This is a genomic window from Owariibacterium komagatae (genome assembly GCF_045865535.1).
Lineage (GTDB): Bacteria > Bacillota > Clostridia > Oscillospirales > Ruminococcaceae > Ruthenibacterium > Ruthenibacterium komagatae.
In genome coordinates this window covers 1,240,713-1,258,851 of the sequence record NZ_AP031406.1, presented here as the reverse complement: position 1 = coordinate 1,258,851, position 18,139 = coordinate 1,240,713, and the positions used below count along the sequence as shown (strand labels likewise).

General features: G+C 49.8%; 13 protein-coding genes. 4 read left to right on the top strand and 9 right to left on the bottom strand.

The genetic code is table 11. The features are described 5' to 3' along the window. Positions 1 to 36: 36 nt before the first annotated feature. The 6 genes from ACKTS9_RS06295 to ACKTS9_RS06270 are packed head-to-tail and all read right to left on the bottom strand — an operon-like array spanning position 37 to position 7,792. Positions 37 to 1,926, bottom strand: a complete 1,890-nt coding sequence (locus ACKTS9_RS06295; protein ID WP_407879658.1) for a radical SAM/SPASM domain-containing protein — start codon at positions 1,924 to 1,926, stop codon at positions 37 to 39. A 51-nt stretch (positions 1,927 to 1,977) separates the two neighbouring features. Next, positions 1,978 to 4,059: a SpoIIE family protein phosphatase gene (locus tag ACKTS9_RS06290; protein ID WP_407879656.1), complete on the bottom strand. Its 2,082-nt coding sequence runs from the start codon at positions 4,057 to 4,059 to the stop codon at positions 1,978 to 1,980. Positions 4,060 to 4,086: 27 nt separating this feature from the next. Continuing rightward, on the bottom strand, positions 4,087 to 5,805 hold the full coding sequence (locus ACKTS9_RS06285; protein ID WP_407879654.1) for an MATE family efflux transporter: 1,719 nt from the start codon (positions 5,803 to 5,805) through the stop codon (positions 4,087 to 4,089). Next, positions 5,780 to 6,670, bottom strand: a complete 891-nt coding sequence (locus tag ACKTS9_RS06280; RefSeq protein ID WP_407879652.1) for a phosphatidylglycerol lysyltransferase domain-containing protein — start codon at positions 6,668 to 6,670, stop codon at positions 5,780 to 5,782. Before ACKTS9_RS06280 ends, ACKTS9_RS06285 begins: the two co-directional genes overlap by 26 nt. Then, positions 6,667 to 7,485 carry a formyltransferase family protein gene (locus ACKTS9_RS06275; protein ID WP_407879649.1) on the bottom strand — a complete coding sequence of 273 codons (819 nt, stop codon included), beginning with the start codon at positions 7,483 to 7,485 and terminating at the stop codon, positions 6,667 to 6,669. The genes ACKTS9_RS06280 and ACKTS9_RS06275 overlap by 4 nt, the downstream gene beginning before the upstream one ends. 10 nt (positions 7,486 to 7,495) lie before the next feature. After that, entirely contained in the window at positions 7,496 to 7,792 is a 297-nt protein-coding gene (locus ACKTS9_RS06270; protein ID WP_407879647.1) for an STAS domain-containing protein, read from the bottom strand. Between the two features lie 251 nt (positions 7,793 to 8,043). Here ACKTS9_RS06270 and ACKTS9_RS06265 point away from each other — a divergent pair, with 251 nt between their 5' ends. The 4 genes from ACKTS9_RS06265 to ACKTS9_RS06250 are packed head-to-tail and all read left to right on the top strand — an operon-like array spanning position 8,044 to position 15,056. After that, complete coding sequence (locus tag ACKTS9_RS06265) at positions 8,044 to 8,568, top strand: RNA polymerase sigma factor (RefSeq protein ID WP_407879645.1); 525 nt, start codon at positions 8,044 to 8,046, stop codon at positions 8,566 to 8,568. A gap of 4 nt (positions 8,569 to 8,572) precedes the next feature. After that, positions 8,573 to 10,288: an NHLP bacteriocin system secretion protein gene (locus ACKTS9_RS06260; protein WP_407879643.1), complete on the top strand. Its 1,716-nt coding sequence runs from the start codon at positions 8,573 to 8,575 to the stop codon at positions 10,286 to 10,288. Positions 10,289 to 10,293: 5 nt separating this feature from the next. Beyond that, complete coding sequence (locus ACKTS9_RS06255; RefSeq protein WP_407879641.1) at positions 10,294 to 12,456, top strand: NHLP family bacteriocin export ABC transporter peptidase/permease/ATPase subunit; 2,163 nt, start codon at positions 10,294 to 10,296, stop codon at positions 12,454 to 12,456. 14 nt (positions 12,457 to 12,470) lie between these two features. Then, positions 12,471 to 15,056, top strand: coding sequence for an NHLP bacteriocin export ABC transporter permease/ATPase subunit (locus ACKTS9_RS06250; protein WP_407879639.1), 2,586 nt, complete (start codon positions 12,471 to 12,473; stop codon positions 15,054 to 15,056). A gap of 81 nt (positions 15,057 to 15,137) precedes the next feature. Here ACKTS9_RS06250 and ACKTS9_RS06245 read toward each other — a convergent pair whose 3' ends face one another. From ACKTS9_RS06245 to ACKTS9_RS06235, 3 genes are all read right to left on the bottom strand, one after another. Beyond that, on the bottom strand, positions 15,138 to 15,434 hold the full coding sequence (locus ACKTS9_RS06245; protein WP_407879637.1) for a Nif11-like leader peptide family RiPP precursor: 297 nt from the start codon (positions 15,432 to 15,434) through the stop codon (positions 15,138 to 15,140). 460 nt (positions 15,435 to 15,894) lie between these two features. Further along, the gene (locus ACKTS9_RS06240) at positions 15,895 to 16,644 is read right to left on the bottom strand and encodes a DUF1796 family putative cysteine peptidase (RefSeq protein ID WP_407879635.1); all 750 of its coding nucleotides are present in this window, start codon (positions 16,642 to 16,644) and stop codon (positions 15,895 to 15,897) included. Positions 16,645 to 17,443: 799 nt separating this feature from the next. After that, the gene (locus tag ACKTS9_RS06235) at positions 17,444 to 17,734 is read right to left on the bottom strand and encodes a helix-turn-helix domain-containing protein (RefSeq protein WP_407879633.1); all 291 of its coding nucleotides are present in this window, start codon (positions 17,732 to 17,734) and stop codon (positions 17,444 to 17,446) included. Positions 17,735 to 18,139: the final 405 nt, after the last annotated feature.

The window sequence follows — 18,139 nt, the reverse complement described above, 5'->3', positions numbered from 1 at the left end:
CGGATTCCTCTTTTCTGTACAAAAATGACGCAGGTCTTAAATCTGTGGCTGAAGGGGACAGGTGCTGTACCCCATGAACAGCTCGCCACGCTGCTTCCAGTTTACAGCCATACAGGGCAGGCAGTTTTTTTTCAGAGAGCACTCGCTGCAGGGAAGACGGGGATCTTTTTCCGCACTGCGCAGCTGACGCAGTACCGGAGACTTTTCCCAGTATTCAGAAATGGTTGTCCAGGCTTCCTCAAGTTCCAGATGGCGGCACGGCGTGAGTTTGCCGTCCACGCTGACAGAAATTCCGTCTCTTCCCGCCCCGCAGCCCCGTTGAGGACCACGGTTCAGATTCACAAAAAAGCGCTGATTCACAAGTGCGCGCATCTGCGAGAAGCACTCTTCCACCTCAATTTGCACAGAACCTTTGTACGATTTGATCTGCTGTGCTACCTGGCGCATCTGCCGCTGCGACGGAATGCTGGGCAACTGATGGGAAGCGTCTGGCTTGAACATCATAACGGCAAGGCCCTGTACGTGATATTTCTGCGCCAGCGTCAGCATTTCCGGAAAATCATCGGCGTTCCAGGAATGCATCACCCAGTTGATGGTTGTACGTGGGAATTTCATATCGTCCAGCAATTCCAGTGCACGAATAGCCAGCTCGTAGCCATCCCGCGTCTTTTCGTTGATTTCTTTTGTGCTGCCGTTCAGAGATACACAGATTTCCCCAATACCTGCATCCCATAACCGCCGGATTGAATCGCGATCAATGCCCCAACCAGAGACAGCGATGTTTGCCTTCATTCCTCGATTATGGCATTCCTCAATGAGCCGGTACAGATCCGGATAGCACATAGTTTCCCCGCCGCTGAGATTTACGGTCTTTACACGGCTGCGCGCCGCCTCTTCGATCCAATACAGGGCAGTGTCCACCGAAAGATCCTTGCCGGTGTTCAGATCGCAGTAGCACTGCGGGCAGCGCAGCGGACAGCGGGAAGTCAATTCCAGATTCATCAACATGGGACTGTCATACGCGGGAAAGTCAGAGACGAAGCAATGGTTTCCCTGGCGCAGATAGGCCTTGGCCATGGTCACATGTCCATCCAGAAAGGGAAGTTTGAAATGGGAGATATCATTTTGGATAAAGGGTGTGTGGGAAGGATAGGCGCTGATGAAACGCAGCACATCCTGTTTTTTGGGGGAAAGGCATAACCCGCGCTCTTCCAGAAAGGAGAGAAATGCTGCGATCGTTTTTTCATCTTTGCGCCGCGTCCCGAAATTGATTCCGATCTTTTCCGAAATGTGATCCTCAAATACATCGAAGTCCAGTATGAACATGGCGCCGTCGCTGAAGGGTTCCAGCGCGCGCAGTTCCTCATCGAGTGCACAGACGTCGCCGGACCAGTTCAGGTCCTTCAGATATGACAACAATTCCTCGCGTTTCAGATCCTGCGTGAACAGACGAAGGCTGTCGTTCTGCCCGCGGCCGGTCATGGCACCGATCTGATAGAAGGTTGGATTGCTTCCGCGCAACAGCGAAGCACAGCGCTCCAACATGAACGTCAATCTGTTCACCCGGGATTCTCCCGCAAGGCGAGCGAGCGCTGTTGTGTAAAAGGCGCGATTGTCCTTTTCGCGGCCGCATCCGGATGCATCAATAAAATAGCAGGGCGCGATCTCCCCACATTGGCATGCCTGCGCGTCCAACTCGTACCAGTATTCCCGCACGGAGTTGCTGTCAGTGTCGATGCGAAAAGAATAATCACAGCTTTTTTGCGAGTCGGAAAGGCATACTTCCAGAATGGTTTCCTCGGTCAAAAGCGAACCGTACTGGCGCTCGACATTTTCCAGCTGGCGGCGGGTCTCGTCTCCAAACAGTTCCGGATAGGAATGCCGTTTCCAATAAGACAGATATTGTGTTATCTCCGGATAGTTCATTACGTTCCTCCTGCGTTTGCAACTTCGCCGGCAAAATCCTCCCGGTGCAATTCAGTGCTTTGACTTCCGCTCAAAGGCAAGTTCCAGCGTCAGAATATTTTTTTCGTTTTGGCGCTCATAACGCATTGCGTCCATGGAACGTTTCACCATCAAAATGCCGAGACCGCCCACGTTGCGTTCCTCTGCGCAGAGCGCCGTGTCCGGTTCCGCGGCCGCAAGAGGATCAAACGGAATACCGTCATCCTCAAAGCGGATGGTGACAGTGTTTCCGCGGACAAAGCAGATAACAGATGCCTGCGAAGCACCGCTGTACCGGGCAATGTTGGAAAAGATCTCGTCGACCGCGATGTTCAGCTTGTAGATGACAGGGAGCGGGATGTCTTCTTCTCCGAGAACGTTTTCAACAAATGCGGCTGCCTCGGGAAGTACTTCCATAGAGGGGACCAGATCAATTTGATGCCTGCGGGCCAGTCCCCTCAGTTCGAACGCCAGCATGGTGATGTCGTCAAACTGTTCGGCATTTGCGGAAAAGGCGTCAATATCGGCTTTGACTTTGTCCAGTATCTGCCGGGGAGACATCCCTTCACAGCGGTTCAGTGCGTCCAGCATCCGCTGGGTTCCATACATTTGTTCATCTTTTGCGGTTGCCTCCGGAACACCGTCTGTATACAGGAACAGCATATCGCCCGCGTTCAGCTGCAGCTTGTAGGAACGATAACGGGAGTTTTCCATTCCGGCAAGAACAAATCCATGCCGGTCCTTGACCAAGTCAAAGGTTCCGCCCGCTTTTTTCAGTACGGGATATTCGTGACCGGCGTTGGCTGCTGTGAGTACGCCGGTGGAGAGCTGTAAAATGCCTACCCATGCGGTGACAAACATTTCAGCTTGATTGCCCTCGCACAGCTGGTTGTTTACGGTCTCCAGAATTTTTTCGGGAGACTGTCCCGTCTGCGCACAGTTCTTCAACAGCGTTTTCGCAATGACCATAAACAGTGCTGCGGGAACACCTTTTCCGGAGACGTCGGCAATGACCATGCACAGATGGTCGTCATCCACCAGGAAGAAATCGTAGAAATCGCCGCCCACTTCCTTTGCCGGGGTCATCGCGGCATAGATGTCGAATTCCGGGTGCAGCGGGAAGGCGGGGAAAATGCTGGGCAACATATCGGCCTGAATCTGTGTGGCAACACTCAACTCTGCTCCGATGCGCTCTTTTTCCGCAGTGATTGCCGCCAGATTGGCAATGTACTGATTGATATCCAGTTCCATCTGCTGAATGGAATGGGTCAAATGTTCAATCTCATCGCCAGTGCGGATGTTCAGACAGGCGATATCGCTCTGACCGCTCTGCTTGTCGCGATCCTGCAGGAAGCCGGCAGCCGCTGCGGAAAGCAGATTGATGGGGCGAACGACCACTCGGCTGACAATGGCAATGAAAAACAGCGTCAGCACTACAGCAGCCACCAGAACGCCCGCAATCAGATTTCGCAGGAACATCTCCCGATCTGCCATCACCTGATCCATGGAAATATCCACCATGGCGTAGCCGGCAACAGCGCCGTCATCCGTCAGGATGGGCGCGCCTGCGGAACACAGCCAACCGAAATCACTGCGGGTGATGTACGCGGGAAACCCCTGCTCCGGGTTGTCGAAAACCGCGTAGTTCTGCGGATAGATGATGTCCCATGTCCCCATGGGACAGGCATTTTCGCTGTCGTCCGCGTCCACAAGATAAACACCGGTGTGAGAGGCCTCGTCCAATACAAAGAGATAAATGTACAGAACGTTCCGGTTGTTGGCTTTTACGGTTTGGAGCAGATTGTAAAGCTGATCGTAATAGTCGTCCTTGATTGGCTCGTATTGCCGATAGTAGTCCGCTTCCTGCTGTTCCGTGGAGAATTCCGGCGCGGGAGATTGGCGGTAGATTTCAAGTACCTGATCAGCATAGGACAGGACTTTATCAGGATCGGACAGCGAGGCCGCTGTCTGGGCGATATCCATGGCAGATGCTTCATAGTATGAAAACATCGTGCGGGAATAAACGCGATAACTGATTGCTGCGGCGACCGCAGCAATCACAATGGCAATCAGCAGGACAAGAAGAATGCTTTTCTTTTTCAGAGAAAATTTCATGCAAAGTGCTCCTTGATACAATGTAACTCAGATGCAGATCGTCAGGGTGTTGAATCCCTGATAGTGGCGGTAGAAAAAGCTTTTTGCTTTCTGTCGGATGACGGCAATCCCCATGGAAGAAGGATCGCTGTCCGGCGTGAGAAAGGGGTCAAAACGCGCTCCGTTGTCACGGATGTGCAACTCGAACACTCCCTGTTCCGAAGCGACTACGGTAACCTGTACGATACCATCGCGCCGATCACCAAAAAGATGCTCAAGTGCGGCGAGACAGATTTCCTCAACCGCCATACCGGCGAAGAACTCCTGCGATGGTGTGGCGCCGTGATCCGAACAAAATTGCTGGACGCGCGGCACAAGCTGGCCAATATCAGGACTGGTACAGGGAATGGTGTATGTGAATACAGCGCAGCCGTCCTGACGAACGGGAGCGAGCAGTGGGGCAACTGCGAAAAAAACAGCGAGAGAAAGAATTTCGACCGATGGAAACAGCCACCAGAACATGCGTGCATTCAACAGGGAAAATACAAGCGTGCCCGGAAGCAGGAGAACGGCTCCTCGAAGCGTCGCCAGAATCAACGCGCGTCGCTCCTGTCCACAGGCCTGGCAATAGCTTTCCAGAACGGTGTTGCTGCCCGCAAAAAGCAGGCTTACACAATAGATCCGGACAGCTTCCGATCCGGCGGCCACCTGTCCGGCGTCGGATAATCCGAACAGAAGGCAAACAGCGGGGGCTGCAGCCGCAAGCACAACACATACCAGTCCGCCCAGAAGATTTCCCGTAAACATGGACAGGAACAGTGTTGCGCGGCAGCTTATACGGTTGCGCTCGCCGGCATAGGTGCTCACAAGCGGTTGTGCCGCTTTGGCCGCACCATCGTACAGATAGAGCGCCAGATAAGAAATATTCTGAAGAAGATTGAAAATCGCTACTCCGTTTTCTCCAAAGCCCATCATCAAGACTCGGTTGGCAAGGAGGAAAAAAAGAAGCTGATAGGAATACTGTACAGAGGTACTCAGCCCGACAGAAAAACACCGGACAACCTCTGAAAGCCGGATGCGAACCGGATGCAGATGCAGCGCATGGGATTTCCGGAACAGGCCGGGGAGATAAATGATGACAGCGACGCACTGCCCAAGCACAGTGGAGAGCGCCGCACCCAGAACGCCGAGGTCGAAAACCAGAACGAGAAGGACGTTGAGACCAAGGTCCGTCAGGTTGCCGATCGTAAATCCGCGGCTGGCCAGTACTTGATTGTCGTCGTTGCGCAGGTAATAATTCAGTACGTAAGAAACGAAAAAAATCGGGATCCCCATCAAAATGCACTGCACATAGGTGCGAGTGGCCGTGTACAGGTCCCCGTTTTCGGGGCGGGCGCCCAGAAGCTGGACAATGGGGGACAGCATCAGCGTTCCAGCCAGCGCCAGCACAGCGCCGATCAAAACAACAGCAGCAAAGACCTGTGAAAAACTGTCCGCAGCTTTCTGCGGCTTGCCCTCTCCCAGATAGCGGGAGAACACAATGGCGCCGCCCGCACCGAACCCGTGCATGATCAGATTGATCATCATAAATACAGGCAGGGCAAGGCTCACCGCTGCGAGCCCGGTCGCCCCCATGCGCTGGCCCAGAACAACGGCGTCTGCCATATCGCCCAGCGCCAGTCCAGCGGCGGAAACCAGAGCAGGTGCAAGAGCCTTCCGATAACTGGACAGTGCAAAGGGATCAGTGATCCGATGTAAACGCTCCATGAGGCTTCCCTTCATACATTTTCAGAATGCTGCAAGGCCGCATTCCCTGTTTTAAAGTGCGGAGCCCGGGAAGACCGAGATCCTCTTCGGCATTCAAAATGCGAAACGACTTTGCGAGACGGGCGCAGAGCTGCTGGCGCGCATAGACAGAAAAACCATAGTCTGCGGATGTCTGAATGCACAGCGCCAGATCAAAGCATTCATGCGTCAGCGGATACCCCGCAGCGAGGCAGACGGGCTCTCCGTCCCGGTACACAAGAACACCAGTCGCATCCAGACGGCCGAAGGCTTCCAAAAACCGCCGGGCAGCGTCGGCCCCAATGAGTCCGTCGGCCGTAGCAGAATTTTTTTTCGCACCCCATCCATCCAGAACCAAGAACGCGTCTTTGAGCGTTGCTTCCGAGAGCGCACGACAGGAGATCCCGCGCATGTGCTGTATACGATTCAGATCATTGCGCTGGTGCCGGAACGCTCCGCCCCGCAGCGCAAGCTGCTGCGAAATAGCGTAGAGATATTCATCATCTTGAGGCGCATGGTCAAACACAAACCGCCCGGGCAAAATTTCACCGGCAAGCGCAACAGCGGCTTCGTCCGCATAGCACAACTGCGCGGTGGGACACTCGGAAAGATGGTTCAGAAAACGCTGTACGGCATCGCGTGCACCACATGGGAAAAACCATGCATCTGGGCCGCGCCATTCAGCGTGAACGGCGAAAAAATCAGATTCGAGCAAAACGGAAATCTGCATTTCCTGCTGCCACAGGTACAAAGTGGAAAAATGCAGCGCCGAGCAGTGCGGGCTGTAGCGGAGATAAAGCTCCCTCATCTGAGATTGCATGTCCCAGTCGACGGGACGAAGATTCATAACGGTTCCTCCCTGTTGGGGGCGCAGATCACGCCGCCGTTGACGTAGTAGCGCATTCCGCGCTCCGTCCGTTCCACATCGCCGAACGGGCGATCGTGGGTCATCTTCGAAAAGCGACCACGCACAATCATATGCTCGGTTTCCGCCGTTTTCAGATAACAGTCGAATCCGTAAAAGGCGCGCAGAATACGGTCGGCCTGCTCCGGTGTGGTCTGCTCTGTAATGGTGTAGTCCGCTTTCCGGGGGCACGGCCAGTATTCGCCATTCCCCTGGGGTACCGCATTGCGGAAAAGTTCATCGAATCGGGCGATAGCCTGTGTGCACAGACCGGCAGCGACACGGCACACATTTGCCGTCACTGTTTCCAAATCATCGGCAGGCCTGATCGGAAAAGATTGCTGCAAAAGAATGTCCCCGGCGTCCCACTCGGCTGTCATTTTGTGAAGGGTGACGCCGCCGGACGTCATGCCGCGCAGAATTTGAACTGGCATTGGCCAGGCACCGCGCCCCTGCGGAAGCAGAGAAGGATGGACGTTTACAACAGGAAGCTGGTCGTCCACGGGCACTTTAAAAAAGTATCCGGCACAGAATACGGCCTGACAGCCCGCTTTCCGAAGCCGGCGAAGATCCTGCGTGGCGATCGGCCGCAGCGTACATGGAATAGCGCGATCTGCGGCAAACGCACGGATTCGGGTGTTGAATTCAAAACGGTTGTCTGTGGGACAGGTGAAAATTTCCAGAACAGAGCATCCGGCTTGTTCCAATGCAGACAGACAGTCAAACAAAACGTCGTATCCAAGGTATGCAATTTTCATTGGCTGTAGCTCACTCAACTGTCAGGATGTCGCAGAACCCGGTAATTTCAAACACCTCTGCAATTACATCATTGACATGCCGAACAACCATGCTTCCCTGGCGATTCATTCGCTTTTGAGCGGTGAGGAGCACGCGAAGTCCCGCGGACGAAATGTAATTGAGTTCGGAGAAATCCAGCACAAGGGAGGATACGCCGTCCAGATTCGCATTGAGATGTTCCTCCAGCTGAGGCGCGGTCACAGTATCCAACCGACCGCTGAGAAACAAGGTGAGGGAATCGTTGCTTTTTTGCTGTTCGATGTTCATAAAATAACCTCGCTTTCGTGGTTTGCTTTGAAAAATCAGTGCACGCCCCTGCATCTGCGACGGGCATACATTCTTATGATATACGGTTTGGCACAGAGGAAAAAATGGCGATTCTTGTTCGAAAAAGGCAATTGTGGTATAATCAAAATGATTTTGCCGCAGTTCCGTTCTGTGTTAAATCACAATGAAAATCCTTTATCAAGCCGCCGTCTTTGCAATGAGCGGCATGTCATGCGTAAGGAGTTGGGCCGATGAATGCTGCTGCATCGGATTTTGACGCTGTTTACAGAAAATATTATTATCCTATATTAGCTTTTCTGCAAACACATGTCAATGAGACAGAAGATGCGCAGGATCTCGCGTCGGCGGTATTTTTATCAGCCTACCGGAACTGGGAAAAATACGATCCGGAGCTGGCAAGTGTTTCCACATGGTTGTATTGCGCGGCGCGCAACCAGCTGAAAAATTATTACCGCAATCGCAAGCCGGTCATCAGTCTTGAGTTGCTGATGGATCGGGGCGAGGGTAACAGCTTGTTGGAAGATGCGCGATTCCAATGTGTCACGGAATGGCGCGAAGTTCTGAAACATGCACTCGCGTCCTTACCGGAACGGAATCGGCAGGTGGTGGTGCTTCGCTATTATGCTGGAAAAAGCAACCAGGAAATCGCGGAAATTCTTCAGATCACGCAGGAAAACGCAAGGGTGATCCTGACGCGCAGTCTGAAAAAGCTGCAGAATACTTTGAATGAAGCGGGATTTACGCTGGAGGAATAAAGATATGTCAGATTTATATCGAAAATCAGCGCTGGAAAAGCTCTCGTCACCGGACCAGCTGGACCGTCTCATTGTTGTGATATCACCATCGTTCTGGTTGGCTATGCTGGGCGCGGCTTTTATCATTCTGGTCGCTCTGGTCTGGGCGATTGTGGGACGTCTGCCCGTTACGGTGAACAGCAATGGCATTTACATCAGCGACGAGGGAATGCGTACGGTGTATTCGGATACGGCCGGTGTGATTGCAACCATAGAGGTAGAAGTGGGCGATACGGTTACAGCTGGCCAGGTTGTGGCAACGGTGACGGATTCTGACAGCCAGACTCAAATCGAGGAAATTCAAAAACGGCTTGAGCAGGTGCGCTCTGTCACCCTGCTCAGTACCGATGATGCTGTAACATCGGACACAAAGGATCTTCTGGAGATCAAGAGCTCGTTAGAGTCGACCGGTTATGACGTGGCGCAGTCGAGTGCGGGACTGTCCATCTGGCAGGAGCAGTACAATGAAGAAAAGGCCGTTTTAGATCAGCTTGCATCCAAAGTGGAAGCAGCGAAACAAGCCTACTATGCCGCTCTTGACGCCAGCAGTGCCGGTTCAAATGCACAAACAGAGTATCAGCAGGCACAAACGGTATACAATGCAGCCGCTTCCGCTGTGAGCCAGGCGCAGGAAACCGTCGATGAATTGGCTGTACAATACAAGGAGTATCAGCAGAAGCTTGCAGAGCTGCAGGCTCGTGTCGATCAGGCGGTGAGTGAGGAAGAAAAGAATGCGGCGCAGGCCGCACTTGACGCTTTCCTCACGGAAAACGCATCACTGGAGCCCGCTGTAGCTGCGGCGGAGCAGGCGCTCGACCAGGCGCTGGCGGAACTCTCCGCAGCAGAGCAGACCCTGGCCGAAAAAAAGCCCGCTTATGACGCGTATTTGTCATCCAGCGGTGATTTACAGTCAGATCTTCAGAAAAAGCAGACAGAGTATTCTGAGCTCAGCAGCCAGTATGCATCGCAGCAGAGCATTGTCACCTCATTGGAGCAGAACATCGCATCTGCACAGGCGCAGATCGCATCTCAGCAAACGGGTGCCGACCAGCAGATACAGACGTTGCTTGACCAGTTTCATTCCACGCGCGACGCGATCATCGGGTCGCTGGAACAAGAACTGAGCCAGAGTGAACAGGCCCTGGCGAAAACCAGGATCACTGCAAAACAGGACGGCGTTGTCACGGAGATCTCCGTAGCGGTCGGCTCGGTTGTCGGCCAGGGCGGTGAACTTATGCGCATGGCTTCAAGCAGCGGTGAGCAGGACAATGTAATTGTTTGCTATGTCCCTCTCTCTGACGGAAAAAAGATCGCCCCGGGAATGCAGGTCATGGTTTACCCGTCGACAGTCAATAAACAGGAATACGGGCATATGGAAGCAACCGTTCTGACGGTGGACGACTATGTGACCAGTACTGCACAGATGAAAACGATGCTGGGCGATGATCTTTTGGTCAACAGCTTTACGCAGGACGGTCCGGTGATTGCCGTGACCTGCCAGCTGCGTACAGATGAGACAACGGCCAGCGGCTACTTCTGGTCCAGCGAAAAGGGCGCCGATATTTCGATTGCGGAGGGCACATTGGTGACCGCCGACATTGTGACGGAAGAAAAGGCTCCGATTCAGATGGTGATTCCTCTGTTGAAAGAGTTTTTCTCTATGAAAGAAACCGAGAGGTGAACTCTGTGCCACGTGGAAAAAGGCAGAAAAAATACGCAAAGACGCCGACAATCTATCAGATGGAAGCTACGGAGTGTGGCGCAGCATCGCTGGGGATGATTTTTGCCTATTATGGCCGGTCGATCCCGCTGGAGCAAATGCGCATCGAGACCGGGGTTTCCCGCGATGGCTGCAATGCCAAAAACATTCTGCGCGCAGCTCGGAAGTTCGGTCTGGCTGCCAAAGGATACCGAAAGAGCCTGAAATCTTTGCTAAACATGACACCTCCCTGTATTATACACTGGAACTTTAACCATTTTGTGGTGTGGGAAGGCGTCAAAGGAAACTCTCCCTATATCAACGATCCTGCCGTCGGGCGGCGCAAACTGACGATGGAAGAGCTTGATGAATGCTATACGGGAATCGTACTCGCCTTTGAAAAGACAGATGCCTTTGAAAAAGAAAAACGCAAATCGACGCTGGGTACATTTATCCGACAGCGGTTGCAGGGGGAATGGGTCTCTGTTGCGGGCCTGATCGTGACGGGCTTGTGCCTTGTGGCGCCAGGCCTTGTGCTGCCCACATTTTCTCGGGTATTTATTGATGATATTTTGCTGGGCGGAAATACGGGATGGCTTCCCGGATTTCTGGCGGCCATGGCGTTTACCATCCTGTTTCAGGCGATACTTACCTATTATCGCGGGGCCGTGTTGCTTCGTTTCCAGACAAAGATGGCGCTCGTCAGTGCGTACAGATTTGTGCACCATATGTTGCGATTGCCCATTTCTTTCTTTGACCAGCGATATGCCGGCGACCTTGCCGCACGGGTAGATAACAACAATCGTGTCAGCGACTTTTTGGCAGGTGAACTCGCTGAGACTGTGCTGAATGGTTTTGTGGCATTGTTCTATCTTGTGCTGATGCTGCTGTACAGTCCAATGCTGGCAATGATCGGTGTTGTCAGTGCGGCGCTCAATCTGCTGTTAATCCGCGCCAGTGCAAACGCACTGGCCGGCATGACAATGAAACTGCAGCAGGATCAGGGCAAAATGATCGGCGCCGTATATGCCGGGTTGAATATTACCGATACCTTGAAAGCAAGCGGCGCCGAGGACCGGTATGTATCCCGCATTTTGGGATATTATGCAAAGAATATCCGCCTTGAGCAAAAAGGGGGAAAGCTGCAGGAGATTCTGAATGCGATTCCAAGCGTTGCGGACGAGCTGGTTGACGTGCTTGTCATTATGGTCGGCGGTGTTCTGGTAATCCGTGGTCAGATGACAGCTGGTATGCTTGTTGCATTTGGTTCTTTGATGTCATCTTTCCTTGCTCCGGTGAGCAAGCTGGTGGGTTTTGCGCAGAAAATCCAGACGCTCAAAGCGGATATGAACCGTGTAGATGATATTATGAAGTACCGTGAAGACGAAAAGTACAGTGCGAACCGGCAGCCGGAACCGATGGAACAGAAGCTCTCCGGTGAAGTGGAATTGCGGAACATCTCCTTCGGATACAGCCGCCTGGAACCGCCGCTCATTCAGGATTTCAGCTTTCACTTAGACAGCGGGCGCTCCATCGCCTTTGTTGGTCCCAGTGGATCGGGCAAGTCCACTGTCGCCAAAGTCATTAGTGGGCTGTATACGCCGTGGGATGGGCAGATCCTCATGGACGGCATTCCACTCAATCGTATTCCACAGCAGATTCTGAACTGCAGCGTTGCCACGGTCAGTCAGAATGTCACGTTGTTCTCCGGAACGATTCGGGAAAATCTTACACTTTGGAACCGAAGCGTTCTGCAACAGGATATGATCCGTGCGGCCAAAGATGCATGCATTCACGATGTGATCAGTCGGTTGCCGGGCGCTTACGATTTTGAGTTGGCAGAGGGCGGCACCAATCTGTCTGGCGGTCAGCGGCAACGGCTGGAAATTGCGCGGGCGCTTGTCACGGAGCCCAGCATTTTAATTCTGGACGAAGCCACCAGCGCATTGGACCCGCTGGTGGAAAAGCAGATTGTGGATAACATCAAGCGACGTGGCTGTACCTGTGTGATTGTGGCACATCGTTTGTCTGCCATACGCGACTGCGATGAGATTGTTGTGCTGGAACGGGGCGTTATTGTTCAGAGGGGAACCCACGATGCGTTGCGGATGCAGCCGGGCGTTTATCAGCAGTTGATCCAAAACATCTGAGAGGGAGAAAAAATATGATACAAGGGTCACAGGTGTTTTTGCTCAAAGGCGGGAACATCCGGTATACTGAAAATTCTCAGTCCCACTTTGTAGTGCGCAGCGGCCGAGTTCTTGTTTACATTCTTCCGTTGCACGGCGGGCGTGCAGATCGCAGATTTTTGCTTTGTGAGATTCCGGAGGGCGGAAAAATCCCTTCGTTGTGCTGCGAGGCACCGCTGAATTATTCCAGCAACGAAATGTGCCGATGGTGTTTCGGGCTGGTCGCCGTGGACGAAGCGCAGCTGGAATTGATCCCGGTGCCTCTTTCGGATGAGGAAAGGCGGAAGTTTGTACAGGACGCTGGAATTCGCAGTGCGGGATTCATGGATTTTGAAGAGGCCTGCATCGAAGAATACCAGTTGCGCATTACCAAAGAACTGCGAAACATCTATACGGCAGAGCAAGAGCGCGTTGCCGCACAAAGCCGCGGTCTGGAATTGATTTACAACCTTTTTCGCAGCAGCCGGCAGAAGCGCCAGATTCATGAGAAAACGGGAAATCTTCTATACGACGCCATCGCGGCAATCTGCGACCGAGAGAGAGTCACACTGATGCCGCTGGACAGCGTTCTGACGGCCTGTGGCCGCAGTTTTTCGGCGGAAGATGTGGCACGTTTGTCGCATTTTGTTTGCCGGGATGTTGTGCTGGACGAAGATTGGTATTTGTGTGACTGTGGACCGGTGCTCGCGTATTATGAGGAAAACGGACACCCGGTAGCTTGTTTGCCTCGTTCAGCGCATCGCTATGATTGTTACGATCCGGCGACCGGTGAAACATACGCATTAACTGCGGAACTGACTTCGCAGCTTTCTCCGCAGGCAAAAATGATGTATCGTTCATTTCCCGCTAAGCCGATGAAAATGTGGGAACTTTGGAAGTTCGGATTGCGGGATGTGCGTCGAGGCGATGTTGTTTCTCTGCTGGTGCTTGCACTGCTGGGGACTGCAATCGGGCTGCTCGTGCCCTACATCAACGAAAAGGTATACGATGTTTTCATTCCTATGGGGGATGAGGGCGGTTTGCTGCAGATATGCTGGGTCATTCTGGCATGTACGTTGGGGAATCTGACATTCACCATTGTCAAAAACTTGATGATTTTCCGCAGTACAAGTTCCATTCAGCACTCTGTTCAGGCTGCTACGTATGATAGGCTGTTTCATTTGCCGGAAAATTTTTTCCGCCGCTATGACAGTGCCGATCTTGCACAGAGGGCCATGTCCGTCGGTGAAATTTTCAAGGTTTCAATGCAGACCGTCTTCACGACGGGTTTGGCTGCGTTGTTTTCGCTGTTGTATCTGTGGCGTATGTTCCGATACTCCAAAAAGCTCAGTGTGTTTGGTTTGATCTTGCTGGTTTTGGCAGTCATTGTGATTGCGCTCTTGGGTTGGAGACAAACGCGGCACGAGGGAAAGCTGATTGAGCTAAAAGGGAAAATGGATTCCCGACTGTATCAGCTGCTGAGCGGTGTAGACAAATTACGGATGGCTGGAGTGGAAGACCGCGCACTGTATGAATACGTCAAGCCCTATACCGAATCCAAGAAGGTAAATATTTCAAAAGAGCGTATTGAAAATGCGGTCAACACCCTGACGACCGTGCTAACCAGCGTGTTTTCTCTGGTGCTGTATTATGTTATGATCAAAAAGCTGGATGCAGAGATTTCCATGGGTGCTTTCATGGGATTCAGTGCGGCATTCGGTTCATTTTCCGGGGCAATGTTGCAGGCGGTATCCAGCATTTTAAAAGTGAATGATATTGCCCCTGTGTATGATCGCGCAAAACCGATTTTGGAGACATTGCCCGAATTGGAGGAGAACGTCGAACTGCCGGGCGACCTCAGTGGAGACATCGAGATCAACGGTGTGACATTTTCTTATTCTCCGGATAGAGCCCCTGTGCTGAGTAATCTTTCGCTTCACATCCATCCCGGGGAATACATCGGGATTGTTGGTCCGTCCGGTTGTGGAAAATCAACACTTCTGAAACTTCTGCTGGGCTTTGAAAAACCGCAAAGCGGTAAAATTTTCTATGACGGGCGAGATATCGACGGTATGGATAAAAGGGAACTGCGCAAAAAATTTGGCGTTGTTCTGCAAAACGGGAAGCTCATCAGCGGCAGCATTTATGAAAACATTACAATTACGGCGCCGGGAGCCAGTATGCAGAGGGTTAAAGATGTAGTGCGGGCCGTCGGACTCGAAGAGGACATTGCCCAGATGCCGATGGGGCTGCATACGGTACTCAGCGAAAACAGCGGAACCATTTCCGGCGGGCAGCAGCAGCGAATTCTTATTGCTCGTGCAATCATCAACAATCCCAAAATTATTTTCTTCGACGAAGCAACCAGCGCACTGGATAATCTGACGCAGAAAAAAGTCTGTGAAAGTTTGAATCGCCTTCGTGCGACGCGCCTTGTAATTGCGCATCGACTGTCAACCATCATACAGTGCGACCGGATTATTGTGATGGATCAGGGCGGCATTCAAGAGTGTGGAACCTACCAGGAACTGATGGCGCAGAAGGGAATGTTTTACGAGTTGGCAAAGCGGCAATTGCAGTGAGCCGATAGGCAAACACTTCCTTCGTAAAACTCAAAAGAACAGACCCTGTCTGGAATTTCCGGACAGGGTCTGTTTTTTCTTTTACCAACGGCGATTGGTTGCTTCGTGAACGAGTCCAATCAACTGAAGCGTGCCGAAAAAGCCCAACACGATCACAGCGGGGCAAATTCCGCCAGCCACATTTTCCAACTCATCTTCCGAGAGTTCTTCCGCGTCTGCTCGATTGCACATCTCGCGAATCTGCAGAATGTCTTCCACGGTCAGTTCAAGTCCTTTTTCCTTCAGCGCAGACTGGACCTCTTCCGGAGTCTCCATCAGAAGCAGGGACTTAACAAATTCTTTATCAGAAAAAATTTCTTTGGCCAATTTTTCGTCCATTATGTACAGACCTCCTTTTAATCTAGTCAAATTAATTGACTCTATAAAGGTATACCCGAATTGGAAGCAAATGTTACACATCGTTGAAAAGCAGTAATTGGCAATTTGTAATCCTAATCCATGCGGAAAGGTCTTTATGCTTTTGCAGCGCAAATGCTTTTCTTCGCTAAAGACTATAAGTTTTGTAATTCGATTTTGCGGCCAAATCAACCAATGGCAGACGGATGCAAAAGCAGATGCTCTTCCAGTCCCTGGAACAAGACAGTTTTGCTGTGTAACAAGATTTAAATACGAGCTATGCGAAGTCAAAGAAATGTCTTCTCGCTTTATATTATAAGAATAAAAGTTTGGTTGTAGATGGTTAAAGTCGTATGAGAATGACAAACCGTGCGAGAAGATGTGTCAATGGATACTATAAAAATGCCGCTTATACATTGATAAGCGACCTCAAAACTAATCATTAATACGAGCTTTCATAATACTGGCTTTCATGAAGATATTCTTTCAAAAATATTCGGTTAAATGCGGACACACATTTTCGCTTTAGATAGCTAGACATTGAATTTCGAGCCTTCTCTTTTTCTAAATATCTATCAATATTTGCCTGTTTATTCGGCATATCAATATTGCTGAATTTTTCGAATAATACCGAGGATTTATAAATAGGCCTTCTCGCTACAACATCATTTTCATCTTTTTGCACGTTAAAGAGGGGGACTTTATCAGAAGTTACCCCTTCGTTTGCGATAAAAATAATTTCATTTTCTTTATTAAAGGCTTTTATAATATCAAGAATTTTATCATAGTTGTTTTCAATATAAACCAGTTCGCTTGACTTTCCATCAATTGTTTTTTCGTCTGAAATATATCGTATGAAACAAGTCGGCGTGGTAATTGCATCAAAAAACCTTTCTATGCGTCTATTATATTTTTTACGAATGTTGGGAAGCTGCTCTTGCAACGATTTATATTTACTAAAATCATGGCAAAACTTAATATTATATTTTGTGTTTTTGTAAACATGATGCCTCTTTTGGTCCTGAGACAAATATCTATACTCTAAGAAATCGACACAATGCTCTTGAATAGCTAGCATTACACCTTCAAAATCAGAAATTAACCAATCGAAAGGAGAAGAACACTCTCTCAGACCCAGTTTTTCAAGATCGCTTGCTACAGAGCAAAAATAACCTAAAGAAATATAATGCATCTTACACTCCTACAAGTTTTAAATTATGTACCTTGGAAAATTGGAATATGCACATATATACGCTTGAATTATATTCTCAAATTAATTGCTTTTCAAGACATTGAGCTAAAAATATTGTTGGGAATTTGTAACTGTTTTTATGACATGTAAAGGTTTTCCTTTACAAAACGAGATGTTACTTTATTTAAGTTGCTTTTACTCTTTTTGGATTGATTATATAACAACGAGTGAACATAAAAGCGACCCCCCATGAATCGAAAAAGGCGAAAATAAAAAGATGAACAGGTCATCATTATTATGAATATTTTGTGATATATTGCAATTAATACAGCCAAAAGAACGAGTAGTGCATAATAGCAAGCGTTTATTCCTGTCGTGAAAAAACACCTTTTTATCAGTGTGTAACCAGCCTTGAGCGAAGTAGAGCAAAGCGCTTATCCAGCAAATGTTGACAGTAGGTTTGCACGGCAGAATAAAACAGAGTCTTATCGCGAAGGCCATTAAGGCCGTCAGTCTCCTGCAGTAGAAACTGATGAAATATAAGCTAAATCATTTGGTAGCTCTCCAAAGGCTGCCCGAAATTTTAAAAATGTGTTTGGTAGAAGTGCTAATTAATTCATTGCCGATCCATAAAAGACACGGACCGCCTCAATATCCATCAAAAGTTATTTGGCGCGATTTCCTTTAGACTCACTTTTCCTCATTGAAATGCCTCGGTGAGGAAAGGGAAGCCTATTGGAACTTTTGTTGCTGTTTTTTGCTTGATGCCAAAAAGATGCCCGGGATGAAAATATGGCTATTATTTATTGCCCATGCGAAACTGATTGATGATTTCGCAGATCAATGCCTTTTGCACTTCGCTTAAATCAGAAATGTTAATCATATCATTCTTACTTTTTCCCAGCAGATAATCGGTGGAAACATTGAAAAAAAGTGCAATTTTCAACAGAATCCGATAACTCGGCATGCGCATAGAAGTTTCGTAGCTTGAAATCATTCCTTTGGTGATTCCAAGTTGTCCGGCCAATTGCTCTTGTGAAAGCTTTGAGCGTTTCCTTAATTCTTTCAGTCTATCTCCAAAGTTAACCATTTGTACCACTCCAATCATACAAATAGTATGATTGAAAAGAGTTTTCATTTGGCGAACAAAACGTATATCTGCTGTTGATTTAAAATATGGAAAGTGCTATTCTTTTACATGAATTAAGCTGGCCATATGTGTAATTGGGAGGAGGAAAATTCCGTGTGAATTTTTTAATGGCGATTTATTGGAAAGATATGTCGATATGGGTAAAAAAAGGAAGGCTACGCCAGTATTTTCCGTCTCTTTTGCCCTTGAGCGATATGATGCGATTATAGTATACTATATCTGTATGTGAAAATTGCAGAGTTTGTTTTCGAGAAGCTATCAGTTAAGTCAAAAGGATAGACTTCTGGAAAAATCAGAAGTGAAATCATTCTATTATAGAAATTTTAATATTTAGTTGAATCTATA

What these genes read in the sequence shown, in the direction of transcription:
- ACKTS9_RS06295 (WP_407879658.1), bottom strand. Translation starts at nt 1,926, where the DNA reads ATGAACTATCCGGAGATAACACAATATCTGTCTTATTGGAAACGGCAT.
- ACKTS9_RS06290 (WP_407879656.1), bottom strand. Translation starts at nt 4,059, where the DNA reads ATGAAATTTTCTCTGAAAAAGAAAAGCATTCTTCTTGTCCTGCTGATT.
- ACKTS9_RS06285 (WP_407879654.1), bottom strand. Translation starts at nt 5,805, where the DNA reads ATGGAGCGTTTACATCGGATCACTGATCCCTTTGCACTGTCCAGTTAT.
- ACKTS9_RS06280 (WP_407879652.1), bottom strand. Translation starts at nt 6,670, where the DNA reads ATGAATCTTCGTCCCGTCGACTGGGACATGCAATCTCAGATGAGGGAG.
- ACKTS9_RS06275 (WP_407879649.1), bottom strand. Translation starts at nt 7,485, where the DNA reads ATGAAAATTGCATACCTTGGATACGACGTTTTGTTTGACTGTCTGTCT.
- ACKTS9_RS06270 (WP_407879647.1), bottom strand. Translation starts at nt 7,792, where the DNA reads ATGAACATCGAACAGCAAAAAAGCAACGATTCCCTCACCTTGTTTCTC.
- ACKTS9_RS06265 (WP_407879645.1), top strand. Translation starts at nt 8,044, where the DNA reads ATGAATGCTGCTGCATCGGATTTTGACGCTGTTTACAGAAAATATTAT.
- ACKTS9_RS06260 (WP_407879643.1), top strand. Translation starts at nt 8,573, where the DNA reads ATGTCAGATTTATATCGAAAATCAGCGCTGGAAAAGCTCTCGTCACCG.
- ACKTS9_RS06250 (WP_407879639.1), top strand. Translation starts at nt 12,471, where the DNA reads ATGATACAAGGGTCACAGGTGTTTTTGCTCAAAGGCGGGAACATCCGG.
- ACKTS9_RS06245 (WP_407879637.1), bottom strand. Translation starts at nt 15,434, where the DNA reads ATGGACGAAAAATTGGCCAAAGAAATTTTTTCTGATAAAGAATTTGTT.
- ACKTS9_RS06240 (WP_407879635.1), bottom strand. Translation starts at nt 16,644, where the DNA reads ATGCATTATATTTCTTTAGGTTATTTTTGCTCTGTAGCAAGCGATCTT.
- ACKTS9_RS06235 (WP_407879633.1), bottom strand. Translation starts at nt 17,734, where the DNA reads ATGGTTAACTTTGGAGATAGACTGAAAGAATTAAGGAAACGCTCAAAG.